This is a genomic window from Chitinophaga sedimenti (genome assembly GCF_023156195.1).
GTDB lineage: Bacteria > Bacteroidota > Bacteroidia > Chitinophagales > Chitinophagaceae > Chitinophaga > Chitinophaga sedimenti.
The window spans coordinates 4,277,881-4,303,128 of the sequence record NZ_JAKUKA010000001.1 but is presented as its reverse complement, the minus strand read 5'-3'; the positions used below and the strand labels follow the sequence as shown (position 1 = coordinate 4,303,128).

The window sequence follows — 25,248 nt, the reverse complement described above, 5'->3', positions numbered from 1 at the left end:
GAGGCGAAAATTCCCGATCATATTACGGGTATTTACATCCGCCGCAAGGTACTGTTCAAAGGTAAATGGATCCGCTACGGCGGCTTTTATCCGCATACGCTGCTGCGTATTTGGCGTAATGGCAAAGGCGCGATTGAGCAGCGCTGGATGGATGAGCACATTGTATTATCTGATGGTGATACCATGATGTTCCGCGAACACCTGGTGGATTACAACCTGAATTCGATTCATTGGTGGGTGAATAAACATAATAATTACGCGATCCGCGAAATGGTGGACCTGCTTAATATTAAGTATGGTTTCATCGACAGCGACGGACGTTTGCTGCAAAGCGAGAGTTCACAGGCTAAACGGAAGCGCTTTCTGAAAGAGAAGGTATATGCCGTGATACCACCCGGTGGCCGCGCATTCATGTATTTCATGTACCGCTATTTTTTACGTTTCGGCTTTCTCGACGGTTACCACGGGTTTGTATTTCACTTCATGCAGGGCTACTGGTATCGCTTGCTGGTAGATGTGAATGTGAAGGAGTTTGAACAGAAGCTCGCCGGCGACAACCGCCGCGAAAAGGTGGTGGAACTGCTGAAACAGGATTATAACATTGCCTTATAAGACGATTTTATGGAAACAACGACCGCTACATACGACAGGGTTGTGCAACCGGTAAAGCCGGCCGCAACGGACCTTTCCGCCTTTAATACCGGCACGTACAAGGCTGGCCCGAAATGGAAAGTGCTGGCATGGTACTTTATCAACTACGGTATTTTTTTACAGCGCCATTCCATGGCCATATGGTTTTAAATCTTTCCTGTTGAGGCTTTTCGGGGCAAAGGTGGGGCAAGGACTGGTAATTAAAACGAAAGTGCGTATTAAAAATCCCTGGCGGCTCGTCATCGGCAACCACTGCTGGATCGGTGAATCGGTGTGGATCGATAACCTGGAGGATGTAAGCATCGGCGATCATGTGTGTATTTCGCAGGAAGCATTGCTGCTTACCGGCAACCACGATTACACGAAACATGATTTCCCGTATCGGTTAGGAAAAATAGTATTGGAAGAGGGCGTTTGGATAGGCGCGAAGTCGGTGGTTTGTCCCGGTGTAACCTGCGGGTCGCATGCAATTCTTACGGTGGGCGCCATTGGCAGCAAAGATTTGGAACCCTGGAGCATTTATGCCGGCAACCCGGCCACTTTTGTCAGGAAGCGTACGATGAAGGGCTAAAAATATCAACATGAAGAAAAGATTATTACTCATAGGAGGAAATTTTTCGCCCGAACCTACCGGCATCGGTAAGTATAATGGAGAAATGATGGCTTGGCTGGCGCGTAGCGGCTATGACTGTACGGTGATTACGTCGTACCCGTACTACCCGCAATGGAAGGTGCAGGAACCCTACCACCGTGGCAAATCATGGTATAAAAAGGAATTGATCAATATAGGCGGAACCGAAAATGGTGGGCAACTGAAAGTGTATCGCTGTCCGCAGTACGTACCCGGAGAGCCTTCCGGCAAGAAAAGGATGATGCTCGATTTTTCTTTCGCCGTATCTGCTTTTTTAAGTTGATGCAGTTGCTGCCGGGGAAGAAGTACGATGTGGTTATTTCTGTGGTGCCCGCGTTTCACCTGGGATTGCTGGGGGTGTTGTATAAAAAGCTGCGCCGTGCGCGGTTTCACTATCATATACAGGATTTGCAGATCGAAGCGGCCCGCGACCTTAACATGATTAAATCGAAGAAAATGATCAATACCCTGCTGGGAGTCGAAAAATATATCCTGAAGCAGGCGGATTATGTGAGCAGTATTTCCGATGGCATGATGAGCCGCATCGCGGAAAAGGTAAATAAGGACATCGTTTATTTCCCGAATTGGGCCGATATCGACATGTTTTATCCTTTGGCGGAAAAAAGTGAATTGAAAAAGGTATACGGCTTTAATCCGGAAGATAAAGTAGTGCTGTATTCCGGCGCCATGGGCGAAAAGCAGGGGCTCGAAAGCATACTCGATACCGCATCTGCCTTAAAAGAAATAAAGTTTGTGCTCTGCGGTTCTGGCCCGTACAAGGAGAAACTGCAACAGATGGTGCAACAGCGCGGCCTGGACAATGTGCTCTTTTTCCATTGCAGCCCTTCGAAACCTTTAACCAGTTTCTGAATATGGCAGATCTGCACCTGGTGATTCAGAAGGCCAATGCCAGCGACCTGGTGATGCCTTCGAAACTCACGACCATACTGGCAGTGGGCGGCCTGTCGCTCATTACGGCTAACCAGGGGTCCGGCCTGCACACCCTTGTAAAAAAATACGATATGGGTGTGCTGGTAGATGCCGAAAATCCGCAGGCGCTTACAGAGGGCGTACGCAGTGCCCTGCAAAATGATCATAGCCTTATCAGGCAAAACGCGAGAGCGTACGCAGAGGAACATCTTTCTATCCGTCGCGTGATGGCGAGATACGAAGAAACAGTTGTGAATTGTTAATGTTAACATATGTTGGACCGCTATCTTAAAATATTTATCATCCAGGTTATTGTACTGGATTTCATCTGGTTGAACGCCATCTTTTTCATGGCCGGTTTTGGCCTGCGTCAATATGACCTGGCATTGCACGAAGGCGCAGAGGCATTTCTGCTCGTATCCAACGCGGGCTGGATCATTGCTTTGTTTACGACCGGCGTGTATACTACGAATGCGCAACTCTCCTACGAAAAAATGGCCCGCAGGACCATTAAGGCGCTGGTGTTGTATTTCATGCTGCTCATGTTTTTTATCTTTATTTCGCACTACCTGTACTCCCGCTTTTTTGTGATGATGTACCTGGGACTGTTTATGGTAGCGGTTGTGCTGGACAGGCTCCTGTTCTTTTTTGTGACCAACCATATCATCAACCGGAAAGGAGTAGAAAAGAAAATGGTGATTCTTGGGTATAACGAAATGTCGAAAAAGCTGGCGGATAATTTAACCGAGAGCAAAAGTAATATTAAGTTTGAAGGTTATTTTGAGGAACCCGGCAATGTGCAGGAGCTCTCGTATTACCCGGTAATAGGCGGTTTGGAGGAGTGTGTGCCATATGCGAAGGACAATAACATCCGGGAAATTTATTCGACTTTGTCGCCCGAACAGTTCCCCTATTTGTACACGCTGGCGTATGAAGCAGAGCAGCATTTTATTCACTTCCGCTTCGTGCCGGACTTTAAAATGTTTGTGAACCGGCAGATTTATGTGGACTACTTTAATAATATTCCCATCATCTCGCTTCGCTCAGAGCCGCTGGACGATATTGCGAACCGCATCCGCAAACGCGTGTTCGATATTGTATTCAGTTCATTTGTCTGCATTTTCATTCTTAGCTGGCTGATTCCTATTTTAGCTATTTTGATAAAACTGGAGTCACCGGGTCCGGTGTTTTTCCGCCAGAACCGTACGGGGCGTAACAACAGGGAGTTCAAATGTCTGAAGCTGCGCAGCATGCGCGTAAATAACGAGGCGAACAGCAAACAGGCCACACGCAACGACAGCCGGTTTACGAAAATCGGCCGTATCCTGCGCAAAACCAACCTGGATGAGATGCCGCAGTTCATCAACGTGCTGCTTGGCGACATGTCTATTGTTGGTCCGCGCCCGCACATGTTGCGCCACACCGAAGAATATTCTGCTATCATCCAGCAATATATGGTGCGCCACTTCCTGAAGCCCGGTATCACCGGCTGGGCACAGGTAAACGGCTACCGTGGCGAAATTACAGAGAATCTCCAATTGCGCAGACGCGTTGAATATGATATCTGGTACATGGAAAACTGGTCGGTGTACCGGACTTAAAAATCATTTTCCTAACTGTTGCAAACACTATAAGAGGAGAGAAAAATGCTTTCTGATCACATCAAAACCGATATGCACTCCCATTTGCTGGCCGGGCTGGACGATGGGGTGCAGGATATAGAAGAGGCTGTGGAGCTGGTAAAGCAGCTGCAAGCCGCCGGCTATACGAAGCTGGTGACCACGCCGCATATTATTTCCGGTCTGTACCACAACCATGCAGATACCATTTTGCCTGCGCTCGATAAGTTGCGCGCACGCCTGGAACAGGAAGGTATTCCGATGGAGCTGGAAGCTGCCGCCGAGTACATGCTTGATGATTATTTTGAGGGATTGCTCGCCGACCGTGAGCCGCTATTAAAGATCAGCAATAAGTATTTACTCACGGAATTTTCTTTCGTGTCGATGCCATTTAATTACCGGGAAATGTTTTTCGATATCAAAATGGCCGGCTACGAGCCAATACTGGCGCACCCTGAGCGCTTTCGTTACCTCCATGATAATTTCGATGTGTATCGCGAGCTGCACGAAACGGGTGTATACCTGCAGGTGAATTTACTATCGCTGAAGGGACACTACGGCCGCTCGATCCAGAAAGTTGCGGTGCAGTTGCTGGAAGAAAAACTCGTGAGCTTTGTGGGGACGGATATTCATCATCAGCGGCACCGGATGTACTGACGTTGCCCCGCGATCCGGCGGTGACAGCGCTGCTTACCGGCAGCGATTTGAAAAACCACCTGTTATAAGTAAGAAAACCTGCACATCACCCATAAAATACCTCCAATTATACTGTTTTTGGTAAGGAACGCCAGCATAAAATTGTGCAATTTTGAGTAGATTAGTATTGACAGCGCATTATCCCGTTCGCGGGGAAACCTAACCATATTTTTGTTTAACAGAAACAAGGAGCATATAAATGAAATCTACAATGGGGGACTTCATCTTCCTGATAACAACAAACGGCTTATTGAAGATGTATTCCACGAACTAAGATCTATACTTAGCAGTATCCTGTCCAGCGTTGAACTGATTGAGTTGTATGCTGACAATACCGGTAAGGAACGTTTGCCAGCTTCGGAGAAGATTAACCGGCAGGCCGGGGCTATCAAAATGCAGGTGGTGGAACTGGAGTACCAGTTACAAAACGTAAAGATCATTCAGCACATCCTCAATAATTCCCTGAACCCGAGGAAGGTTCCGGGTGGCATCGTACACTTGTTAAAGGGCCTTTTCCTGGATGAAAGATACCAGGCTTTGTTTAACGTAGACGTAGTGTTCAACGTAAACAGGGAGCCCGCGGATATGCAGGTAGACGAGGCATTGCTGAAACAGCTGGTGCTGAATATCCTTTTCCGTATGGAGAAGAATGCAGCTTCCGGGCATGAACCCGTTCTTACTTTCAATTTTGAAGATACCTTTTTCGAGATCAAAGGGGAGTACACTGCTGCGTCGGTGAACCACTTTGTGTCCTCTTCACTTAAAACCGGCGACCAGGAGAAATTTCAGTTCGCTACTTCTTCTCCCGACCAGGGCATCAGTTACCTGATGGCATATGTGGCCAGGCTGCATGGCGGTACGTTTGATATTACGGCTGCGCAGGAAAGGGCGATTGAGATATTGGTGCGGATTCCTTATAAGCCTTAGTCGTCAGGCTCTCTTCTTCCTTTTTTGACAAATGATCCAGGCCAGTTGCTGAAGGATAAATGTTTTATCCGGGCTAACGAACACCGCCGGGGCTATTTCCCGTGCAAACTTGTCAATGTGCGGAGATACTGAACTGAGTATTATCCCGTCCAGGTAAATATGCCATACGCCTACTGGCTGATTGCAGGTGTCAATATAATTCTGTGAAATCGTAAGGCGGCTTCCCTGGGAATTAATAAAATGGATGCCATGTGCAAAGTTAAAGTGATAGTTTTCATTTGTTTTTCTCAGTCCGTCTTTTATCGCAGTTCCTTCCAGTTGGGCCACTTCATCGAGGGCTGTCAGCATGCGATTTTTACCAAATGATTTTTTTGGTAACGGAGAATAGCCCCTTAAATTGGCTGGCCTTTCTTCATAAGACATTGTATCAAGGTGCTGACGGCAACGTTCATAGTCTGCTGCGGTGAACTGCATGTCTGCAACAGCCGGTGTTTCATACAACATGCCAGGTAGCTGTTCAAAAAAACGTGCTATGACACCGCACTCCACTTTTTCGGGAGCTGGCTCCCAATAAGAATAAAGGCTGGGCGTATAATTATCGCGTGTCGTTTTGTAAAAATATTCGCCGTTGGGGAGGCAGGATACTATTCGCGAAGGTCCGCATCCCCCGTTTATGTAACTGAACTGTATCTCTTTGATGACTGAGGCCGCAAATTTCTTAACTGCGACGGCCGAGGGGACTGTTACAAGTTGGCGCCGGTCGAGGTAAAAATATTGCAGGCTGTCTCGCCCGTCACTATAAACAAATTCGTTTTCACTGACGGCCTTTAGATAAAGACTCCTGGTGCTCCAGGGTAAGGTTATCCAGGGCGTCCATTGTTCGGTGGTATCGTTCCACAGTAAAACTTCACGGCCTTTGAATCCAAACTTCTGACGCCCGGCATGCCGCTCGAATATCTTATTTTCAGCATCGTTAGCTAGGGAGTCAAGAAGCGACATGCGGGTGGGTTCCTGCGCAAAAGCAGTGTTAGCAGATACAAACAGGAGCAGTAATGCAATGATTTTTTCATGGAGCGGGTATAACGTCCACCAAAATACGGCGTAGAAAGATTTCTAATTGTTAAACTTTGTTACCGCGCCTCACAAGCCCCCACATGTCCCTCAAACTGCTTATTCCACTCACACATCTGCTGCAAAATAGGCAACAGCGCCAGTCCCTTCGCCGTTAACGAATACTCCACCCGCGGCGGCAGTTCATTATACGCCTCGCGTAACAGGATGTTGTCCTCTTCCAGTTCCTTCAATTGATCGGTGAGCACCTTGCGGGATATCAGCGGCATCTGTGCTGCCAATTGGCCGAAACGGAGATGTCTTTTGCTTAGTGTATAGATGATCACCGGTTTCCATTTAGAGCCCAAAATAGCCATAGTGCGGGTCATCGGGCATTTATCCAGTTTAAAAGTATCGTTCGTCATAAGTCGTTAGTTACGTACAGGTTACCACTATTTTAGGCTGATAGTTACTTTTGATTACTTTCGATAGTAACTTTGAGTAACAAATGTAGGCAATAACGGTCAAAACTATAACCACTCCATATAAAAAAGTCAGGTTGCGGCTTTACACCGCAACCTGTTCTGTCTTTTTACGCACGCTTAAACCACCTCTATGGATCAACAGCAATTGTTTGCAAAAATGGCGCTTACCGCCTGGGAGCAGTCGGTATCGCGCACCGATGTTTTATTTAATCAGTTAAGCGACGAGCAGCTCGCCAAAGAAGTGGCGCCCGGACGCAATACGGGTACGTACCTGCTGGGGCACCTCATCGCGGTAAGCGATGGAATGGTAGCTTTATTTGGTATTGGCGAACGCGCTTATCCGGAACTGGAAGAAGTGTTTCTCCGCAAGCCCGATAAGTCCGGCCTGCCACATCCTTCTATTCCCGAACTGCGCCAGTATTGGAAAGCCGTAAACGAAAGGTTATCGCCCGCACTGGCCGCTTTTTCTGCGGACGACTGGTTTGCACGCCATACTGCAGTTAGCCCGGAAGATTTTGCGAAGGAACCGCACCGCAATCGCCTGAACGTGTTGCTCAGCCGCACCGGTCACCAGGAGTATCACCGCGGACAGCTTAAGTTCCTTTCATAGGTAGTACTAACTTGCCATTTTGACTCAAGGGTCGCCAACACTGCATGTTCGGGCGGCCCTTTTTTATGTTTGAATTTTGTAAGCTTTGGTTTGATGGGCTTAATAATCACCCCGCCGCGGCGTCCTAATTTTGTATCATCAACAAAAAGAAAAAACAAATGGAAAAAGTTCAGGTATGGCTGGTAACCGGTGCCAGCAAAGGACTTGGTCTCAGTCTTGTAAAACAGCTGCTTACTGCCGGACACCGTGTGGCAGCTACCTCCCGCAATCTCAAAGCCCTTACTTCCGCAGTGGGTTTCCCGGGGAAAACTTCCTGCCGTTGCAGGTTGATCTGGCGGATGATAACAGCGTTAAAAGCGCGGTAGCGCAAACAATCAATAAATGGGAGCGTATAGACGTTGCTGTGAATAACGCCGGTTACGGCATCGGGGGAGCATTGAAGAACTCAGCGATGAAGAAACCCGTACCGCGTTTGACATTAATGTATTTGGAACCATCAATATCATTCGCCAGGTGTTGCCGTATATGCGTGCCGCAAAAGCCGGGCATATTATTAACATCGCGTCAATTGCAGGCATTACTGCTAACACCGGATGGGCGATTTACGGCGCTGCCAAATATGCTGTGATGGGACTTTCCGAAGTGCTGGCGGCCGATGTGAAAGATTTCAATATCAAGGTAACTGCGGTTGCGCCCGGCGCTTTCCGTACCAGCTTTTTAACGGATGAGTCACTGGTGCTGGCGCAGCACATCATCCCGGAATATGAGGCGATACGCGCTTCCCACGATCGGTATAAGCAAATGAACGGGTTGCAGGACGGCGATCCGGAAAAGGCCGCTGCCGCGATGATCGAACTTACTACCCTGCCCGATCCTCCGACCGTATTGTTGCTCGGCGAAGACGCGTACAAACGCGCGAATGATAAGATAGCCGCCCTGGGCCAGCAATTCAGGACCTGGGAGGCACTCACCAGATCCACTGCTCACCTTAAATCTTAATCAGTATATGAAAGTATGGTTCATTACCGGCGCCTCCAAAGGACTAGGACTGGCGCTGGCCAAACAACTCTTGTCTCAAGGTTACAAAGTCGCCGCTACTTCCCGCCGCCTGTCCGATTTACAAAAGGCCCTCGGTGAACAAAGCGACAGTTTTCTTCCCCTGGAAGCAGATATCAAACATGAAGCACAGGCGGAAGCGGCTATTGCCCGCACCGTGGAGCATTTCGGCAAACTGGATGTAATCGTGAACAACGCCGGTTACGGACTGGTAGGAGGTCTCGAAGAATTGACCGACGCTGAAGCCCGCGAAAACTTTAACGTAAATGTTTTCGGCTCATTGAATGTGATCCGCAAAGCGCTCCCGTACCTGCGTGCACAGCGTTCTGGTTATATTTTCAATATATCCTCTATAGGCGGCCTTAGCGGCGAATTCCCCGGGTTTGGCGTGTACTGCGCTACAAAGTTCGCGGTGAATGGTTTAACGGAAGCCCTCGCAGCCGAAGTAAAAGAATTCGGCATCAGGGTAACGGTGGTAGAGCCGGGTTATTTCCGTACGAACTTCCCGGAGTCTGATTCAGTAAGACTGCCGGCAACTGAAATCGCCGAATATAAAGCCGTGCGCGATGTGCAACGCTTGCATACGGACAGTATTAACGGAAATCAGCCGAACGATCCGGACAAGGCCGCGGTGGCGTTGATCCAGGTTGCTGAAGGTGCGGAAGCGCCATTGCACCTGGTACTCGGTGGCGATGCCTACAAAATGGCGATCGAGAAATTGCAATCGCTGGAACAAAACTTCCGTCAATGGGAAAGTGTATCCGCATCTACAGCGTATTAATCAGCATGATGCGTAAATGGAAAGGATGGCCATCTGGTCATCCTTTCTTATTTTTATAGAGGATTTGAGCAACAGAAAACGGGTATTCATAAACATTTTAGCAGCGCCGGGCGTTAACTTCGTGCTGTTGTACAAAACATGGAAAATATGGAACAACCCTTACATTACGATACGGTGGTGAACGCCATCAATGCACTCCGCCAGCGCGGTTTTACGATCGATTTTAATATAGAGGACGAGTGCATTATGAACGGTACCAGTAAAATTGCCCTGCAAGATATTGCTATCGTAGATATTTACCGTTACGAAGGTAACAGTGATCCGTCGGACGAGGCTGCTGTATATGCACTGGAAACAACCGGTGGGCGCAAGGGTATCCTGGTTACAGGTTATGGCGCTTCTGCGGTAGATGGCGGTTCGTTGTCATTGCTGGCGCAGTTGCCAAGGAAGTAGCGGCTGGCATCATTTTCGGGGCTGTATCCTAGAAAATGAGTAGTTATGCCGTCCACCGTAATCGCCTCGATGAAATATGATCCTGACTCGCACACGTTGAGAATTATTTACGTGTCGGGGATGGTGTACGATTACCGCGAAGTGCCGCCAGAAGTTTTCGCATCAATGCAGAAGGCTACGTCCAAGGGGCGTTTTCTCAACAAATACATTAAAGGACTTACGGGTTCGATAAGGTGCATTAATTACAATGTCCCAGCGCCATATAGATGATAATGAATACGATGATTGTGCCCATGCAGCCACCACCTAATTTCTTCGCGCCGTACCCGGCAATTAAAGCTCTCCAGAAGTTATTCATAAACAAAATTTAGGTTGATGGCGCGAATAGTATGCCAAACCCAGCCTTGTGGTTTTTTGCCACAATAAGAATATGTTTTATCATTGCATTCCTCCCGTTTAGCCTTCAACGCCTGCCCGCTCCACAGCAGGTCAATTTTCAATTTTACAGGATCAGCATGCAACAAGCAAAGATCGCCGTCGAGTTTTTTAGCGACGTTTTTCAGGAGAAAACCCCTATCCGGCAAAGGCTGGAAGATAATTACTTCTATGCACTGCGAATAGAATTACGCCTGCTGCGCGAATGCCTGGTGCGGGAAGACCGCGGGCATCGCTACAGCTTTGTCGTTAATGCCGTCCGCGATGCGGAGGCTTCGGCCTGGCTGAAGAACAGGCTGGCCGTAATGCGCGCCATACGGAACACGGACGCCTGGGCGGCCACACATGCCCGCCAACTCGGCGCCACTATGGTCTCTGAGCTTATCAGCCGGAAATAGCCGAATGCTTCAGTGTTAACTGGTGCGAACGTCTCTCCGGGCGATAATACAACAGTACGTTGCCGGATCGCAACATCCGCGCGCGGGTAAGGGCAAGTTTGTATTGCCCGGCAGCGCCTTCGAACAAAGTGTGGCCTTTTCCCAACAATACCGGGGCCACCAGGATCCGGAATTCATCGATCAGGTCGTGAGGGAACAGGCTGCCCGCCAGTTTTGAACTGCCAAGGATGGCCATATCCCCGCCCGGCATCGCTTTCATACGGCGAAGCACCGTTGCGGCATCTTCTTTTACAAGAACGGCGTTTTGCCAGTCGGCCCGCTCCAGCGTATGAGAAAACACGATCTTATTCAGGTTGTTCATCTTATGCGCCACCGTAGCGTTGATGCTGCGAGTGCCATGTAGGCCAGTAGGCTGCCATCAGTTCATAAGTAGTCCTGCCAAAAATAAGTGTATCCACACTGTTGAGCAGGTGTATCGACAATTTGTTAAACTCATCGTCCGTAATATGCCAGTCGAGCTCCCGTCCGGGACCTTCAAAAAAGCCGTCTACTGATATAATGGCCTGGTAAACGATTCTTCTCATGATCGATTTTTTAATGTTCCAACATCTATTTTGGGGCAACTGCTACTGCTGTAAAAGTAAGGCCCACGGCGCGCTTGGGTAGGGGGTAGATGCGCCAATAAGAGGCGCTGTTTGCGACAAATATTTTTTATAATTTTAGGACATGAAACATATCTCCATCATTATTCCACGCGGACATTGCAGTCTCCCCAATATTGACGGCACACACCAGGTATTTGGTGAGGTAAATGGTTTTATGAAGGCCATGGGCCGCGAACCCCTTTTTAAAGTACAGCTGGTAGGCCTTGCTCCCGAAGGCCAGCGCGATGGCCTGTACGTGATTCACCCCGATGTGCTGATCAGCGACATTAAAAAAACAGACCTGATTATTATTCCCGCGATGCATGGCGACCTGCAGAATGCGCTCGAGATGAACCAGGAGTTTATTCCCTGGGTGATTGACCAGTACCGCGCTGGTGCGGAGCTGGCCAGTTTTTGCATAGGAGCTTTTTTCCGGCATCAACGGGGTTGCTGACCGGTAAACAATGTGCTACACACTGGAAGCTCGCCAACGAATTCCGTGCAATGTTCCCGGAAGTAAACCTGGTGGACGATAAGATCATGACCGCCGAAGACGGCATCTACACCAGTGGTGGGGCCTATTCGTACCTTAACCTGCTGATGTATCTCATTGAAAAGTATGCCGGCCGCGAAATGGCGATCCTGGCCTCAAAAGCATTCATGATAGATATTGATCGCCATAGCCAGTCGCCCTTTATCATGTTTGAAGGACAAAAACTGCATGACGACGAGGAGGTGAAGAAGGCACAGGAATTTATCGAGAAGAATTTTGAAGACCGCATTACCGTGGACCAGCTGGCGGATATGCTGGCTATTGGCCGCCGCAGCTTTGAGCGTCGCTTTAAAAAGGCCACCTGCAATACGGTTACCGAGTATATTCAGCGGGTAAAGATCGAAGCTGCGAAGAAGAGCTTTGAGACCAGCCGCAAGAATATCAATGAAATCATGTACGATGTGGGATATTCAGATGTGAAAGCGTTCCGCACGACGTTCCGCAAAATTACGGGACTGTCGCCACTGGCGTATCGTAATAAATACAATAAAGAATTGATAGCCGTTTAAGCCAGATAAGCCGTCCGTACTGGGCGGCTTTGTTATTTGTCAGAATTGCCCCCTTTGAATGTCGTATAAGACCATATAGATTGTAAAATCGTCGCTGTAAGTTTGTATCAGCGTTAACCCGGACCACCTGCAACTAAAAATGATGTTATGGTAGAAGTTTTTAAAACGAATGTACACGAACAACGTCATGCAACGATGCTGCTGGACTGTATCCACGCAAAGTTTGCGGAGTATGCCGCGAACTTTGACCTCGAGGATTGCGACCGTATTTTGCGGGTGAAGTGTGCCGGGCATATTCCTCCCCAGGATTTGATTTCGCTGCTGTATGAGCATGGCTTTGAAGCCAGTATACTGCCCGACGAGGTTAGTGCGACAGTTTCAGCACTACCGAACCGATAATGCATATCATGATCACCATTAACGCCCAGGCCGAGCGGCGTAACGGGTGTTGTGTATTGCGCACACGCCACAGCTGCGTGATCGCCCAGGCCGCCCCGATGACCAGTGGAATGCCGGCAGTATAAGCCAATATCTTATTTTGCGCCAGGTAGAAAATAATCATGATCGTTAGTGCGACCAGTACGATCTGTATCGGGTAACGTTGAAAAACAGTTTCCTTCGGAATGGGCGAAAATTCCTGTAATGTCGCCATGGCGGCTTTCAGTTCTGCAAAACCTTCCAGCTCCGGCATCAGCACGATCAGGTCGTTGGAAGTGCGGCCTGCCACAATCAGCAGTCCATCCGCTTTTTCATATATCCCGGATATCTCCGCAAAAGGAATGGTCAATGTGGTACCTCCCTGTGTTCTGGCGATGGCCGCCTGTTCCACTGTAATCACATATCCACCCAACAACTCCCGCAACCGCTTGTTATTGCGGATAATCGAGAACAACATCACCCCCAGCAAAACTGGCAGCGCGTACAGCAATGGCGTTATCTGAATTACACCGGTGTTCACATTTAATGGTCCCATTACTAATATGGCTACCATTGCAAACAACATAATCATGAGCGATTTGCGTAAACCTTTCTGCGAGAGGAAGCGGATGCCTTGTTCAGATAAGCGGAATTGTTGCATAGAGCCGCAAATTACGACAAAACCGGGTAGTCGAGGTAGCCCTTTGTTTGTCCACCGAAAAACGTTGTTTTATCGGGCTCATTGAGCGCCAGGTCGTGTCGCAGCCGGTATGGCAAATCCGGGTTAGCAATAAACGGTCGTCCGAACGCGATCAGATCTGCCCAGCCTTTACTGAGCGCTTCTTCCGCACGGGCTTTGTTGTACTTGCCGGCATAAATCAGCGTGCGGGAAAAGGCTTCCCGGTATGCTTCTTTAAAAGGTACCGGCATCACCGGTGCGTTATCCCAATCTGCTTCCGCGATGTGGATATAGGCCACCCCAATTTCTTCGAGAATTTTAGCAGCGGCGATGTAGGTAAGCTCCGGCGTATCGTCGATCGCGCCCATCAAGGTGGTGAGCGGTGCCTGGCGAACACCCACGCGGTTTTTGCCGATAGCGTCGGCCACGGTGGTGGTTACTTCGCGGAGGAAGCGCAATCTTTTTCGAGGCTGCCGCCGTACGCATCGGTGCGATGGTTGGTTTGTGAATCGATGAATTGTTCGATCAGGTAACCATTGGCGCCATGCAGCTCTACACCGTCGAAGCCGGCGGCGATCGCATTACGGGCAGCCTGTGCATATTCTTTTACGATGGCCTGTATTTCAGCAATGGTCAGTTCCCGTGGCGCCGAGTGTTGTACCATGGCACCCGCGCCGGCTGCTGGCCCCAATCCCTGTTCATCTACAAACACTTTTACACCGGCTGCGCTGATGGCCGACGGCGCTACCGGCGATGCGCCGTTTTCCTGCAACGAAGTATGCGATACGCGACCGACATGCCACAGTTGCGCGAAGATGCGGCCGCCCTGTGCATGCACGGCAGCTGTTACCTGTTTCCATCCGTCGATTTGGGCGGGCGAGTAAATGCCCGGCGTCCATGCGTAGCCTTGGCCCTGGCGGCTGATCTGCGTGCCTTCGGAGATGATGAGTCCTGCGGAAGCGCGCTGTGCGTAGTATTCAGCCATCATAGCGGTGGCGGTTTCGCCCTGTCCCGCGCGGGAGCGGGTCATGGGGGCATTACGATACGATTCTTCAGCGAAAGACCGCCTAATTGATATTGAGAAAATAACATTTTACATGAGATTTAATACAAATTTACAGCGGTCCAAATCATTATAATTATTAGTTAACTTGTACTTTTGTATCAGTAAAATGATAATAAATATGTTTAACCTTGAATGGTTGCGCACCTTTAAAGCGATTTACGAAACGGGTACATTGACCGGTGCCGCTCAGTCACTCTACATTTCGCAGCCCGGCGTAAGCCTGCATCTCAATTCGCTGGAGGCATATACCGGCTATAAATTATTTGACCGCTCGGCGAAGAAAATGGTGCCCACCGAACGGGGAAAGGTGCTCTACAACTTTATCCTGGAGCCGGTTTCGAAGCTGGAATCTGCTGAACAGTTGTTTCATAAAAGTTCCAAGACCGACCGCGCTACCATCAGTATCGGCATGTGTTTCGAAACATTCCAGTTTACGCTGGAGAAACATATTTCGTCGTTGCCTTTCAATGTAATCATCAAGTTCGGCGAATACCCGGTAATGCTGCATGACCTGGACAAGGGACTGCTCGATCTCATCATCACCCCGCAACGCGAGCAGCAGAAGAACCTGGAGTACAGGCCCTTCTCCCGCGAACGCATTGTGATGGTGTGTGGCGCCAAAACTGATCTCAAAGGCCTGAAGCCGTTGCTCAAAAACAATCGCACCGCAGATGCCGAAAAGTGGCTGAAGCAACAGATATGGTACTCCACCGCGGCCGACATGGAGCATCTTAAAAAATTCTGGAAACTCAACTTCGAGCATCATCCCGATTTTAAACCCAATTACATCGTGCCAAATATCTGCTCTATCGTGCGTTGCCTCAGCGATGGACATGGCTTTTCTGTAATCCCCGACTTTTTGTGCCGGGAGGAGATCAGGTCCGGCAAACTCAAACTCGTATGGGAGGGCAATGATGTGATGGAAAACATCCTCTACTTCGGTACGCGTAAGAAAACGATGTATGCCGATGAAATTGCGCAGGTGCAGCGGATCTTTGAGAAAGAGGCCTTTAAACCGGCGGCCAGCACTTTCCAGGTACTGGGTAAACTGGGGGAATATAACATCCTCAGGGCCGCAGCACCTTATCCACCGCCCAGCTGTTATACTGCACAAAGCCGGTTAACAGTGCGAATAACGCCGCATGCATCAGCAGCGATCCAATGGAATCCCAATGTTCGATCATACAACTGCCGAAAATCAGCGCTACCATAATCAGTCCGCCGGCAAAAGCCGCCTGCGCTGTAAATAGTCCCAGCAGCAGCAAAATACCGATCACCAGTTCTGCAAAAGGCACGAAATAGCTGAATGGGGTGACCAAAGCCGCCGGCAGCATCGACTTGGAAAAGCTGCCCACCATCCATTCGCTGAAGCCACGGAGTTTAGGCATACGTACCAGACCGTGTCCGAACATGCTGGCGCCCAAAGCCAGTCTTACTAATAAAAAGCTTGTCGTGTTCATAGCAATTATTTTTTGATAGCGCAAAGATGTCCCGGAAAAGTTGCTTCGTTCTTGTACATATTTTCTGATTTTCGGTATTTTTAGGCCATGAAAAAGGAAAGCTTGTACGAGCCCTTTGAGATCGAGTATAAAACTGTGCATGATTGCCCCAAAGGCGGACATAAACACCTTTTTTGAACTGGTGTACGTCATATCCGGCACCGGCGTGCAATGTGTGAACAAGAACAATTTTTCTTATCACGCGGGACATATGATGCTGCTTGCGCCGGACGACTGCCACTCTTTCAACATCAACACTCCCACTGATTTCTTTTTCCTGCGCTTTAACGACATCTATATAAAGTCTGGGGGCTTTCATGCAGAAGACATTCGCCGCCTCGAATACATTTTGCAGAACGCTAACCATGCCCCCGGCTGCATTCTGAAAAACCAGCCGGACAAGCAGCTGGTAAAGGCCATCGTGGAAGCCATTGCCCGCGAGCGGCAACAGCAGGACCTGTACAACCAGGAAGTAGTGCGCCAGCTGGTGAACACGCTAATCGTGATCGTAGCCCGAAATATTGCACGCTACGTGCCGGAGCAGGTAACTGCGCATACCGACGAAAAGGCCATCGACATTCTTAACTACATTCAAAATAATATCTACTATCCCGAAAAGATCCGTGCCGAGGCCGTGAGCAAACATTTCGGGATATCGGACAATTACCTGGGCCGCTTTTTTAAGAAGCATACCAGCGAAACCATGCAGCAATACATTACCAACTATCGCGTAAAACTTATTGAAGCGCGCCTGCTGCACAGCGATATGCGCATCGTAGAAATTGCCGACGAGTTGGGGTTTACCGACGAAAGTCATCTCAATAAATTTTTCCGCAAGCAGATGGGGGCCAGTCCTACCGCGTTCCGGAAGCGCGGGGATAAAGTGACTAACTTCCTGTAATGCTTTTTATTATCTTTCACAAAACGTGACCATGCGAAAATTCCAGTTGTTATTGTTGTTGATGTGGACAGGCAGCCTGTCCGCCCAGGATTCCACCTTGCCCGTAGTTGCCCCGGGCGCGGTAATACAGTTAGTGTCTGCCCAGTTTAAGTTTACCGAAGGTGCTGCCGTAAACAAAAAGGGCGATGTGTTTTTACGGACCAGCCTAATGATCAGATATGGAAATATAGTGTAGACGGGCAACTCAGCCTGTTCATGGATAAAACCGGCCGCGCTAACGGGCTGTATTTCGATAAGAAAGGAAATATCATTTCCTGCTCCGACGAACACAACGAATTATGGTCTATTACGCCCGATAAAAAAGTAACGGTGCTGATGAGCGATTACGCCGGTAAAAAACTGAACGGGCCCAACGACCTTTGGATCGATAAACGCGGCGGCATTTATTTTACCGATCCTTACTACCAGCGTAATTACTGGACGCGTAAGCAGCCAGATGTAGATAAACAGAAAATTTATTACCTGCCCAAAGGTAAGAAACAGCCGATAGCCCTTGACACTACGCTGCAACAGCCAAATGGTATTGTAGGTTCGCCGGACGGGAAGTTCCTGTACGTAGCCGATATCCGCGTGGGTAAAATTTTCCGCTACCGCATCCGGGGCGCCGGCGTATTGACCGATAAACAGGAGTTCGCGCAAAACACCACCGATGGTATGACGCTAGACAGCGAGGGCAACCTGTACCTCGCGGGAAACGGTGTTACCGTATTTGACAGGAACGGTAAGAAGCTCGGCAACATTCCCGTTCCCTCAAAAAAATGGGTGGGCAACCTTTGCTTCGCCGGTAAAGGACGGGACGTGCTGGTGATGACCGCCTCCGAAAGTCTGTATACGCTGCAAATGCGGGTAAAAGGTGTTGAATAATTAAAAATATTTATATATTGATATTGAGCCCTTTAGTCCGGTTTACCGGGTTAAAGGGCTTTATTGTAACTAACGGGTGAAGTTTTTTTATTATATAATTGTTACCTTTAGGTGAAGCGATAAATGTAATGTTAGCATGCAATTGACCAGAAACCTTTGGAAATCCTATACCGAAACCATCCATGCCTTTAGTGCCACAGAGCTTTCCCGTCCCGGTTTATCCGCCGCCACCGTTACTTTTTTGAAAGGTTGCGGCCTGCCGGCCGACTGCGAGCCTTGCCTGGCTTTTGAAAAGTTTGTAGACAACAAGTACATTTCCACAGTAAACGAGGTATTGGGCACCAGCGACAAAGAGCTGGACAACTACCTGATGATTGGTACCAATGGTTCCGGCGCGCCTGTATGCATTGACCTGGCGCGGAAGAATGAGATCGTTTACCTGGATCACGATCAGCACTTCGAGCGGGTGTTCATTAATGCTTCTATTGTACATTTTGCGCAATGTCTTGTGGGCTACCAGGACTTCCTGGCGGCAGAAAATGGTGGCCGTAAGTTTACCGACACGGAAATGCAACAACTGAAGTCCTTGCTACGCAAAGCGGACCGCCGCGCACTTGATAATGGCAGCTTCTGGAATGCCGAACTGGAGTACCTGGAGTGGGAGCGTGGAAACGCGTAAAAACGCCCGGGCAGCGCGTTGCGGCTGAAGGGTGTGACCTTTAGGTTTGTGAAAAGAAACAAAAGAGAAGATATTATTACTATTACTACTATAACTTTTTCTTTTTTGGTTCTTTTTTCTTTTTGTGAATTAACACGCAGATTGTGGATAACTGTAAGGTCAACCGGACTACGGCAGGCACTTTTAGAGTGACAAGGGTAAAACCCAGGTTGTGTTTTAATCCTGCCGTAGCCTGGTTTGAACAAAACCCAAATAGAAAATAAACGTAGAGCTTATTAAAGGTCTAGGGAAAGTTCAAACTGGTTGATCTCACTGGCTTTATTCATGGATCTTCGCGGGTCCCAAAAGAAACAAAACCAATGAGTGTAAAATTCGTTCATTTTGCCGGAATAGATGTATCCAAGAGCAAAATAGATATCTGTGTGTTGCTGTCAGGTGATGTAAAGTACCCCTACAGCAACTGTTTTGAACAAAGTAACAAAGGGTTTGCTGACATGAAAAAGTGGCTTCGTAGTCTGATGGGCGGCACTATCAAAAAGTTATTGATCTGTATTGAGAATACAGGGCATTATAATGAGGCCGTTGTTCATTACCTGGACAGCCAGCAAATAGCCGTGAGTCTGGAAAATGCCGCTAATATCAAAAGGAGCATCCGCGATATCCGTAAGAAAAGCGATCCCAAAGATGCATTAGACATCGCTCGTTATGCTAAGCATCATAGTGATGAGTTGCAGCTATGGAAAAAACCCATATCAGTAATCACCACACTTAAGCAACTACTGGCACAGCGTCGGAGATTACTGAGTGTATTAAAGGCCCTCAAACAGCCATTGGAAGAGAAAGCCTTCTATGACTGGAGTGGCGTTCCTAAAACCACACCATACACAGCGGGCATACAGGGCCTTGAACTCGATCTTAAACGAATCAATGAGGACATCGCCCAACTGGTTAAGGAGGACGCCCAAATGCGCCGTCAGGTCAGCTTGATCACCAGCGTTCCTTCTGTAGGGCCTATCACCGCTTATCACCTCATCTGCTACACCGATGGATTTAAGCAAGTGAAATCGGGCAAACAGCTAGGTAGTTATTGTGGCGTTGTTCCATTTGAACGACGAAGCGGCAGCAGCGTGCGAAAGCCTGCCAGGGTCAGTCATTTAGCTAATAGAGTGCTTAAAAGCCTCCTGCACATGTGTGCCCTGACAGCCACCAAAATGAAAAACAGCTTTGGGGATTATTTTCGGAGAAAAATAGCCGAAGGAAAACACAAGATGCTCGTTATAAACGCTTTAAGAAACAAAATCGTCCTAACTATAACAGCCGTTGTACAAAAACAGACGAGGTTCGATAAAAATTATATCTACCAAAATTTGCAAAAACCATAGAAAACACAACGGGGGCTGAAGAGCGAAAAATAGTTGATTACCAACTTGTCATCCGGATAAGCTGGCATCATTTTTACTATTTTTGAAGCTCTTAACCAGCATTGACAGACCATGGCAAGTATCAAACCCTTCCGCGCATTACGTCCTCAGCCCGCGCTGGCAAAATCAGTAGCTGCCCGTCCCTACGACGTGCTCAACTCCGAAGAGGCAAAAGCCGAAGCATCCGGCAATCCACATTCTTTTTACCACGTTTCCAAATCAGAAATCGATTTGCCAGCCGGTACCGACGTACACGACCAGGCTGTTTATGCGCAGGCTGCCGCCAATCTGCAACGGTTGCAGTCGGACGGTACCCTGTTCCAGACCCCGCAGCATATTATTACATTTACAAGCTGGTGATGGATGGCCGGGCACAAACCGGTCTCGTTTGCGTTTCGTCGATAGCTGACTACAACGAAGGCATTATTAAAAAGCATGAATTTACCCGCCCCGAAAAGGAGCAGGACCGCATTAACCACATTACCGCCACGCGTGCGCAAACGGGCAATGTGTTCCTGGCCTACGAAGACGTGCCCGAACTGAATGCGGAGATCGACCGCTGGATGCAGGATAATGCGCCGGTGTACGATTTTACAGCGGATGACGGCATCAGCCATACGGTCTGGGTGGTTGATAACGTAGCCACTGTAGCGGATATCACGCAGCTGTTCAGTGAAAAAGTACCTGCTACCTACATTGCGGACGGGCATCACCGCGCGGCTTCGGCGGCGTTGGTGCATAAAGCGGATCCCAATAGCAGTGCGTATTTCCTGACAACGATTTTCCCGGCAAGTCAATTGGCAATTCTCGATTACAACCGGTTGGTGAAAGACTTGAACGGTCTGTCGAAGGAGCAGCTGATTTCTCAATTGGAATATGATTTTTAGTGGAGGAAGTGGGGCATCTTCCGCAGAAGCCTTCCATGCTGCACGAGTTCAGCATGTATATAGATAAAAAGTGGTACCGCCTGGTGGCGCAGGAAGGCACGCATACCCACGATCCTATCGGGGTGCTTGACGTGACGATCTTGCAAAATAATGTGCTGGATAAACTCTTCGGCATCAAAGACCCGCGTACCGATAAACGTGTGGATTTTGTAGGTGGCATCCGTGGGCTGGAGGAGCTGATGAAGCGGGTAGACAGTGGCGAAATGGCGGTGGCCTTTGCGCTGTATCCCGTTACTATTCAGCAGCTGTTCGATATTGCGGACAGTGGCAATGTAATGCCGCCGAAAAGCACGTGGTTTGAGCCTAAACTGCGGGATGGATTGCTGACACATACGATCTGAAACGGATAAATTCCTATCTTAACGGCGGGGAAGCGTTTGCTTTTCCGCCGTTACCGTCCTATCCCGCCTGTATTTTATTCCGTAATTTTGTAAAAAAACATCAGCACATGCAGTGGCAAAAGGCAGTAAGAATTTGGATTTTGATCATCGCCAGCGCGCTCTCCGTAACCCGGGTAGCCGCGCAGGACGCAGCGGAACTGCATAACACGGCCCGTACCTTCATGCGCAGCGGCGATTACGCCAACGCCGTGCTGGTATTGAACCAGGCCTTGCAGCAGTCGCCCGATGATTTCCAGTTGCGGAAAGACCTCGCCTTCGCTTATTACCTGCGGAATGATTTTAACCGCGCCAAGAGCGTGGTGGAACCGCTGCTTGATAAGAGAGATGCGGATGCACAAGTCTTCCAGATTGCCGGCAATATTTACCAGGCGAAAGGCGATTTTTCCGGCGCTGAGAAAACCTATAAGAAAGGATTGCGGAAATTTCCGAAAAGCGGCGAACTGCATAATGACTACGGAGAACTCCAGTCGAACCTTAAAAACGTGTCGGCCGCGGTGCAAACCTGGGTGAAGGGCATACAGGTGGATCCTAATTTCCCAGGAAACTATTACCACGCAGCTGTTTCCCTGTACTACGGTAAAGATCCCACCTGGACGATCCTGTACGGCGAAACCTTCGTGAACCTCGAAAGCTATACCACCCGTACGGCTGAAGTGCGCAACCTGCTGGTGGATTCTTATAAAAAGCTGTTCGACGATCCCGCGATCTTCAACAACATCCCGGACGATGTACCGGCAAAGCACCGGTAAAAAGAAAAGCGACATCCCGGACCTGGACTTTGCCACTGCTTTCCGCAAAACCATGGCAAAGCATGTAAGCGTTGTGATGACGGGCATTGAGCCGGAAGGGCTCGTGATGCTGCGCACCCGCTTTTTGCTGGATTGGTACAACTTTTACAGCCTCAAATACCCTTACGCTTTATTCGACTTTCAACGCAAACTGTTGAAGGATGGGATGTTCGTAGCGTATAACCAGTGGGTGTTTGGTCCAGTGAGTAACCAGGGCGACTATAAAGCCTGGACCAACAGCCACAAGCAGGAGTACGACGAGTTTGCGAAATACCAGCGGAATAACCCGCTGAAACTGCGGTCCGACGAGTTTTATGCGAATCCGGGTAAATTGAGCATTACAAGATAATTGAAACAGCATATTTGTGGGCGGCCGGGTAATCCCGGCCGCTTTTTCATGCCGCTGATCCTTCAGCCATCCTTCGGTGATCCTTCGGTGTTGTTCGGTCGGGACGCGGCTTAGACGTACCTTCACCGAAGGATGACCGAAGGATCACCGAGGGATTACCGAAGGATTATTGGGGGAGGCTGATTACAGCCCCGCTTTGGAGCGCATTCACCACAATTTTGGACTGCTTTCGGCACCAGGGTAGCTACTTTTGTTGGCAGAGACGCTGATAATTGCGTAAATTAGTTGTAGTAGCAATTAATTAAAATCCACGATATGCTTTTCGCAAAACACCAAGACATTTTAGACAATGCGGTGAAAGCCAGCCATGACCGAACTTTTTACGCGCAGTACCCCGAACATCCCAAAGCGTATGGTGAAGAAGCGCCTCAATCGGGCGAAGCTGCCTTTAAATCCCAGCTGGGCCAACCTTTTCAGCGACTTTTGCAGGACTCCGACAACTGGCAGGGCGAAGAAGTATCGCCTTACACCCTCGAGCCGTTGGGCGTGAGTTACCCGATTGTTCCGGCCGATGCGCTGGTAATGTCTGCCAAAGCCGCCGGAGGGGCCTGGGCGAAGCTGCCGGTAACCGAGCGGGCGGCGATACTCACCGAAACGCTGGAGGTCATCAAAGGCCACTTTTTTGAAATTGCCTATGCCACGATGCATACCACGGGACAGAGTTACATGATGAGTTTTCAGGCAAGCGGTCCCCATGCAAACGATCGGGCGCTGGAAGCCATTGCCATGGGCTACCGGGAGTTGCAGCGGTATCCGGAACAACTTACCTGGGAAAAGCCGATGGGCAAGGCGAGCATCGTACTGGAAAAGCATTTCCGCGCCATTCCCAAAGGTGTAGGACTGGTGATCGGTTGTTCCACTTTCCCCGTGTGGAACTCACTGCCAGGCATATACGCCGACCTGGTGACCGGCAATCCCGTGCTGGTAAAGCCGCATCCGAAAGCAGTATTGCCTATTGCCATTGTGGTCGCGGCTATTCAGCAGGTATTGCAGCAAAACGGTCTGGACCCTTTGCTTTGTCAGTTGGCCGCTGATACCAGCGAGCATTTAAATACGAAAGCGCTATGCGAACATCCGGAAGTGGCGCTGATCGACTATACCGGTGGTTCATCCTTTGGTAATTACATAGAGCAGCTACCTTGCAAAACGGTGTTTACCGAAAAGGCGGGTGTGAACTCTGTGATCATCGACTCGGCCGATAATATGGACGCCGTGGCGCAAAACCTCGCGTTTTCAGTGAGCTTATATTCCGGACAGATGTGCACGGCGCCGCAGAACTTTTTTATACCGGAACGGTTATATGACGAAGTTGCCGGTAAGATCCGCGATGCGGTAAGCGCACTTGTGGCCAATCCCAAGATGGGGCCGGGTACGCTGGGGGCGGTGCAGAGCGAAGTGACGGTGCTGCGGGCACAGTCGGCCCGATCGCTGGGTGCGGGCGTGCTGTTGGTTGGCGGGCCGGTGACCAACGATGAGTTCGCGAAGGCCCGTACCTGTTCGCCCACCATTCTGGAGGTAAATGCGGCCGACAAGGACGTGTATGCGCGGGAGTTATTCGGTCCCGTGATATTGCTGGTGCGCACGAACGATACGGCCGAAAGCATCCGGCTGGCGAAGGAAATTGCCCGTCAGCACGGGGCGATCACATGTGGCGCGTACACTACGGACCCCGCGGTGCGCGCACAGATCGAGGAGGAAATGAACAGCGTATTCACCCCGGTGTCGTTCAACTTTACCGGTTTTATATGGGTAAACCAGCACGCGGCGTTCTCCGACTTTCACGTTACCGGCGGCAACCCGGCTGGCAACGCGAGTTTCACGAACCCGGAGTTCATCCTGAAACGCTTTGTGTGGATCGGTAACAGGATGCAGATAAGTTAGAGGCTATCAACTCCTGAGCTGCTATAAGGCCGCCGGTGTGCTACTTACTTCAGCGGCGGCCGCCTTTTGGCCTGTTTTTCGCTTTTGTAACCTATATTTTATCACCAAAACGTGTATCCATGTTTAAACAGCTTACACCTTTAGTTACGATTGCCATTTTTACCTTTGCGGCCTGTAAACAGGCGCCCAAGGCCGACAAGGCTAAGGTGACCGAACCGCAGGCAGTGCAGACAACGCCCGAAGGGCACGAATATCAACTGGATAAAGACGCGAGCCTGCTTACCTGGATCGGCACCAAGCCAACGGGCGAGCACAAAGGCGTATTCAAATTTTCGAAGGGGAACCTGCACGCTAACGATTCGTCGTTAACCGGTGGCAGCCTGGAAATAGATATGAAAACCCTCCAGAACCTCGACCTGGTCAAGGATGCAGATATGAAGAAGAAGCTGGAGGATGAACTCAATGGCCCTAACTTCTTTGATGTGGAAAAATATCCCACTGCCCGCTTCGAAATCACCGAAGTGAGCGTCTTTCACCCGGGTACGCAGGATGCGGAAGTGCTGCTCAAAGATGCTACGCACCTGGTTAAAGGAAACCTGACGCTGAAAGACAGTACTAAAAACATCAGCTTCCCCGCTAAAATTGTGGTAAGTCCGCAGGAGATCAATGCCGAGGCAAACTTCAATATCGACCGTACCCAATGGGGCATCACCTATCGCGCTGATAAATCGCTGCAGGACCGGCTGATCAACTCGCTGGTGAACGTGCGGCTGAATATCAGGGCCAAAAGATAGCCGGGGGATTTCCG

General features: G+C 49.4%; 34 protein-coding genes and 4 pseudogenes. 31 read left to right on the top strand and 7 right to left on the bottom strand.

The window, feature by feature from the left end; translation table 11 throughout:
- Positions 1–147 precede the first annotated feature (147 nt).
- The 9 genes from MKQ70_RS24530 (at position 148) to MKQ70_RS24490 (ending at position 5,454) form a co-directional block, all read left to right on the top strand.
- On the top strand, positions 148–612 hold the full coding sequence (locus MKQ70_RS24530) for a glycosyltransferase family protein (RefSeq protein ID WP_248074958.1): 465 nt from the start codon (positions 148–150) through the stop codon (positions 610–612).
- Positions 613–621: 9 nt separating this feature from the next.
- Positions 622–801: a hypothetical protein gene (locus MKQ70_RS24525; RefSeq protein ID WP_248074957.1), complete on the top strand. Its 180-nt coding sequence runs from the start codon at positions 622–624 to the stop codon at positions 799–801.
- A gap of 10 nt (positions 802–811) precedes the next feature.
- The gene (locus MKQ70_RS24520) at positions 812–1,222 is read left to right on the top strand and encodes an LbetaH domain-containing protein (RefSeq protein ID WP_248074955.1); all 411 of its coding nucleotides are present in this window, start codon (positions 812–814) and stop codon (positions 1,220–1,222) included.
- 10 nt (positions 1,223–1,232) lie between these two features.
- Positions 1,233–1,565 (top strand): hypothetical protein, encoded by a 333-nt coding sequence (locus MKQ70_RS24515; protein ID WP_248074954.1) that lies wholly within the window; start codon positions 1,233–1,235, stop codon positions 1,563–1,565.
- A complete protein-coding gene (locus MKQ70_RS24510) occupies positions 1,565–2,152 on the top strand; it encodes a glycosyltransferase (protein WP_248081621.1) in 588 nt (195 codons plus the stop codon). Before MKQ70_RS24515 ends, MKQ70_RS24510 begins: the two co-directional genes overlap by 1 nt.
- A 2-nt stretch (positions 2,153–2,154) precedes the next feature.
- Positions 2,155–2,475: a hypothetical protein gene (locus MKQ70_RS24505; protein ID WP_248074953.1), complete on the top strand. Its 321-nt coding sequence runs from the start codon at positions 2,155–2,157 to the stop codon at positions 2,473–2,475.
- A 9-nt stretch (positions 2,476–2,484) separates the two neighbouring features.
- Positions 2,485–3,813: an undecaprenyl-phosphate glucose phosphotransferase gene (locus MKQ70_RS24500; RefSeq protein ID WP_248074952.1), complete on the top strand. Its 1,329-nt coding sequence runs from the start codon at positions 2,485–2,487 to the stop codon at positions 3,811–3,813.
- 72 nt (positions 3,814–3,885) lie between these two features.
- Entirely contained in the window at positions 3,886–4,488 is a 603-nt protein-coding gene (locus MKQ70_RS24495) for a tyrosine-protein phosphatase (RefSeq protein ID WP_248074951.1), read from the top strand.
- 210 nt (positions 4,489–4,698) lie between these two features.
- The gene (locus MKQ70_RS24490) at positions 4,699–5,454 is read left to right on the top strand and encodes a hypothetical protein (protein ID WP_248074949.1); all 756 of its coding nucleotides are present in this window, start codon (positions 4,699–4,701) and stop codon (positions 5,452–5,454) included.
- Positions 5,455–5,457: 3 nt separating this feature from the next.
- Here MKQ70_RS24490 and MKQ70_RS24485 read toward each other — a convergent pair whose 3' ends face one another.
- The gene (locus MKQ70_RS24485; RefSeq protein WP_248074948.1) at positions 5,458–6,453 is read right to left on the bottom strand and encodes a hypothetical protein; all 996 of its coding nucleotides are present in this window, start codon (positions 6,451–6,453) and stop codon (positions 5,458–5,460) included.
- Between the two features lie 131 nt (positions 6,454–6,584).
- Positions 6,585–6,929, bottom strand: a complete 345-nt coding sequence (locus MKQ70_RS24480) for a winged helix-turn-helix transcriptional regulator (RefSeq protein WP_248074947.1) — start codon at positions 6,927–6,929, stop codon at positions 6,585–6,587.
- Positions 6,930–7,119: 190 nt separating this feature from the next.
- Between MKQ70_RS24480 and MKQ70_RS24475 the strand changes: the two genes are divergently transcribed.
- The 7 genes and pseudogenes from MKQ70_RS24475 (at position 7,120) to MKQ70_RS24445 (ending at position 10,722) form a co-directional block, all read left to right on the top strand.
- A complete protein-coding gene (locus tag MKQ70_RS24475; protein ID WP_248074946.1) occupies positions 7,120–7,599 on the top strand; it encodes a DinB family protein in 480 nt (159 codons plus the stop codon).
- A 158-nt stretch (positions 7,600–7,757) separates the two neighbouring features.
- Positions 7,758–7,964: an SDR family NAD(P)-dependent oxidoreductase gene (locus MKQ70_RS24470; protein ID WP_282456691.1), complete on the top strand. Its 207-nt coding sequence runs from the start codon at positions 7,758–7,760 to the stop codon at positions 7,962–7,964.
- A pseudogene (locus MKQ70_RS24465) lies at positions 7,919–8,598 on the top strand (SDR family NAD(P)-dependent oxidoreductase). The gene MKQ70_RS24470 and the pseudogene MKQ70_RS24465 overlap by 46 nt, the downstream one beginning before the upstream one ends.
- A gap of 7 nt (positions 8,599–8,605) precedes the next feature.
- A complete protein-coding gene (locus MKQ70_RS24460; RefSeq protein ID WP_248074945.1) occupies positions 8,606–9,436 on the top strand; it encodes an oxidoreductase in 831 nt (276 codons plus the stop codon).
- A gap of 147 nt (positions 9,437–9,583) precedes the next feature.
- The gene (locus MKQ70_RS24455) at positions 9,584–9,889 is read left to right on the top strand and encodes a hypothetical protein (RefSeq protein ID WP_248074944.1); all 306 of its coding nucleotides are present in this window, start codon (positions 9,584–9,586) and stop codon (positions 9,887–9,889) included.
- A 45-nt stretch (positions 9,890–9,934) separates the two neighbouring features.
- Entirely contained in the window at positions 9,935–10,159 is a 225-nt protein-coding gene (locus tag MKQ70_RS24450) for a KTSC domain-containing protein (protein ID WP_308199156.1), read from the top strand.
- Positions 10,160–10,404: 245 nt separating this feature from the next.
- Positions 10,405–10,722, top strand: a complete 318-nt coding sequence (locus tag MKQ70_RS24445; RefSeq protein WP_248074943.1) for a hypothetical protein — start codon at positions 10,405–10,407, stop codon at positions 10,720–10,722.
- Here the strand turns inward: MKQ70_RS24445 and MKQ70_RS39400 are convergent.
- Both MKQ70_RS39400 and MKQ70_RS39395 read right to left on the bottom strand, forming a co-directional pair.
- Positions 10,709–11,095 carry a dihydrofolate reductase family protein gene (locus MKQ70_RS39400; RefSeq protein WP_308199155.1) on the bottom strand — a complete coding sequence of 129 codons (387 nt, stop codon included), beginning with the start codon at positions 11,093–11,095 and terminating at the stop codon, positions 10,709–10,711. The two genes, MKQ70_RS24445 and MKQ70_RS39400, sit on opposite strands and share 14 nt — an antisense overlap.
- A complete protein-coding gene (locus MKQ70_RS39395) occupies positions 11,085–11,306 on the bottom strand; it encodes a dihydrofolate reductase family protein (RefSeq protein WP_282456690.1) in 222 nt (73 codons plus the stop codon). The genes MKQ70_RS39400 and MKQ70_RS39395 overlap by 11 nt, the downstream gene beginning before the upstream one ends.
- Before the next feature lie 142 nt (positions 11,307–11,448).
- Here MKQ70_RS39395 and MKQ70_RS41480 point away from each other — a divergent pair, with 142 nt between their 5' ends.
- From MKQ70_RS41480 to MKQ70_RS24430, 3 genes are all read left to right on the top strand, one after another.
- On the top strand, positions 11,449–11,820 hold the full coding sequence (locus MKQ70_RS41480; RefSeq protein ID WP_308199154.1) for a type 1 glutamine amidotransferase family protein: 372 nt from the start codon (positions 11,449–11,451) through the stop codon (positions 11,818–11,820).
- The gene (locus MKQ70_RS41475; RefSeq protein WP_308199153.1) at positions 11,814–12,428 is read left to right on the top strand and encodes a GlxA family transcriptional regulator; all 615 of its coding nucleotides are present in this window, start codon (positions 11,814–11,816) and stop codon (positions 12,426–12,428) included. The genes MKQ70_RS41480 and MKQ70_RS41475 overlap by 7 nt, the downstream gene beginning before the upstream one ends.
- A gap of 147 nt (positions 12,429–12,575) precedes the next feature.
- Positions 12,576–12,827, top strand: coding sequence for a hypothetical protein (locus MKQ70_RS24430; protein ID WP_248074942.1), 252 nt, complete (start codon positions 12,576–12,578; stop codon positions 12,825–12,827).
- Here the strand turns inward: MKQ70_RS24430 and MKQ70_RS24425 are convergent.
- Positions 12,793–13,506, bottom strand: coding sequence for a hypothetical protein (locus MKQ70_RS24425; protein WP_248074941.1), 714 nt, complete (start codon positions 13,504–13,506; stop codon positions 12,793–12,795). The genes MKQ70_RS24430 and MKQ70_RS24425 overlap by 35 nt on opposite strands.
- An 11-nt stretch (positions 13,507–13,517) precedes the next feature.
- Positions 13,518–14,509 (bottom strand): annotated as a pseudogene (locus MKQ70_RS24420) (alkene reductase).
- Between the two features lie 187 nt (positions 14,510–14,696).
- Between MKQ70_RS24420 and MKQ70_RS24415 the strand changes: the two are divergent.
- Positions 14,697–15,533 (top strand): annotated as a pseudogene (locus MKQ70_RS24415) (LysR family transcriptional regulator); the annotation flags it as partial.
- A gap of 124 nt (positions 15,534–15,657) precedes the next feature.
- Here MKQ70_RS24415 and MKQ70_RS24410 read toward each other — a convergent pair.
- Positions 15,658–16,050: a DoxX family membrane protein gene (locus MKQ70_RS24410; protein ID WP_248074940.1), complete on the bottom strand. Its 393-nt coding sequence runs from the start codon at positions 16,048–16,050 to the stop codon at positions 15,658–15,660.
- 139 nt (positions 16,051–16,189) lie between these two features.
- On the opposite strand from MKQ70_RS24410, the gene MKQ70_RS24405 reads away from it, so the two are divergent.
- The 11 genes and pseudogenes from MKQ70_RS24405 (at position 16,190) to MKQ70_RS24350 (ending at position 25,234) form a co-directional block, all read left to right on the top strand.
- Positions 16,190–16,990 carry an AraC family transcriptional regulator gene (locus MKQ70_RS24405; protein ID WP_248074939.1) on the top strand — a complete coding sequence of 267 codons (801 nt, stop codon included), beginning with the start codon at positions 16,190–16,192 and terminating at the stop codon, positions 16,988–16,990.
- Positions 16,991–17,021: 31 nt separating this feature from the next.
- Entirely contained in the window at positions 17,022–17,225 is a 204-nt protein-coding gene (locus MKQ70_RS24400; protein ID WP_248074938.1) for a hypothetical protein, read from the top strand.
- The gene (locus MKQ70_RS24395; protein WP_248081614.1) at positions 17,207–17,914 is read left to right on the top strand and encodes an SMP-30/gluconolactonase/LRE family protein; all 708 of its coding nucleotides are present in this window, start codon (positions 17,207–17,209) and stop codon (positions 17,912–17,914) included. The genes MKQ70_RS24400 and MKQ70_RS24395 overlap by 19 nt, the downstream gene beginning before the upstream one ends.
- Before the next feature lie 136 nt (positions 17,915–18,050).
- Positions 18,051–18,593: an SUKH-4 family immunity protein gene (locus tag MKQ70_RS24390; RefSeq protein WP_248074937.1), complete on the top strand. Its 543-nt coding sequence runs from the start codon at positions 18,051–18,053 to the stop codon at positions 18,591–18,593.
- Positions 18,594–18,952: 359 nt separating this feature from the next.
- Positions 18,953–19,975: an IS110 family transposase gene (locus tag MKQ70_RS24385; protein ID WP_248074935.1), complete on the top strand. Its 1,023-nt coding sequence runs from the start codon at positions 18,953–18,955 to the stop codon at positions 19,973–19,975.
- Positions 19,976–20,086: 111 nt separating this feature from the next.
- A pseudogene (locus MKQ70_RS42645) lies at positions 20,087–20,901 on the top strand (DUF1015 domain-containing protein).
- Entirely contained in the window at positions 20,901–21,302 is a 402-nt protein-coding gene (locus MKQ70_RS24370; RefSeq protein ID WP_248074931.1) for a DUF1015 domain-containing protein, read from the top strand. The pseudogene MKQ70_RS42645 and the gene MKQ70_RS24370 overlap by 1 nt, the downstream one beginning before the upstream one ends.
- A 107-nt stretch (positions 21,303–21,409) precedes the next feature.
- The gene (locus MKQ70_RS24365) at positions 21,410–22,111 is read left to right on the top strand and encodes a tetratricopeptide repeat protein (RefSeq protein WP_248074929.1); all 702 of its coding nucleotides are present in this window, start codon (positions 21,410–21,412) and stop codon (positions 22,109–22,111) included.
- A complete protein-coding gene (locus tag MKQ70_RS24360) occupies positions 22,089–22,499 on the top strand; it encodes a hypothetical protein (RefSeq protein WP_248074927.1) in 411 nt (136 codons plus the stop codon). Before MKQ70_RS24365 ends, MKQ70_RS24360 begins: the two co-directional genes overlap by 23 nt.
- 315 nt (positions 22,500–22,814) lie before the next feature.
- Positions 22,815–24,440, top strand: coding sequence for a phenylacetic acid degradation protein PaaN (paaN, locus tag MKQ70_RS24355; RefSeq protein ID WP_248074925.1), 1,626 nt, complete (start codon positions 22,815–22,817; stop codon positions 24,438–24,440).
- A gap of 119 nt (positions 24,441–24,559) precedes the next feature.
- Positions 24,560–25,234 carry a YceI family protein gene (locus MKQ70_RS24350; protein ID WP_248074923.1) on the top strand — a complete coding sequence of 225 codons (675 nt, stop codon included), beginning with the start codon at positions 24,560–24,562 and terminating at the stop codon, positions 25,232–25,234.
- Positions 25,235–25,248: the final 14 nt, after the last annotated feature.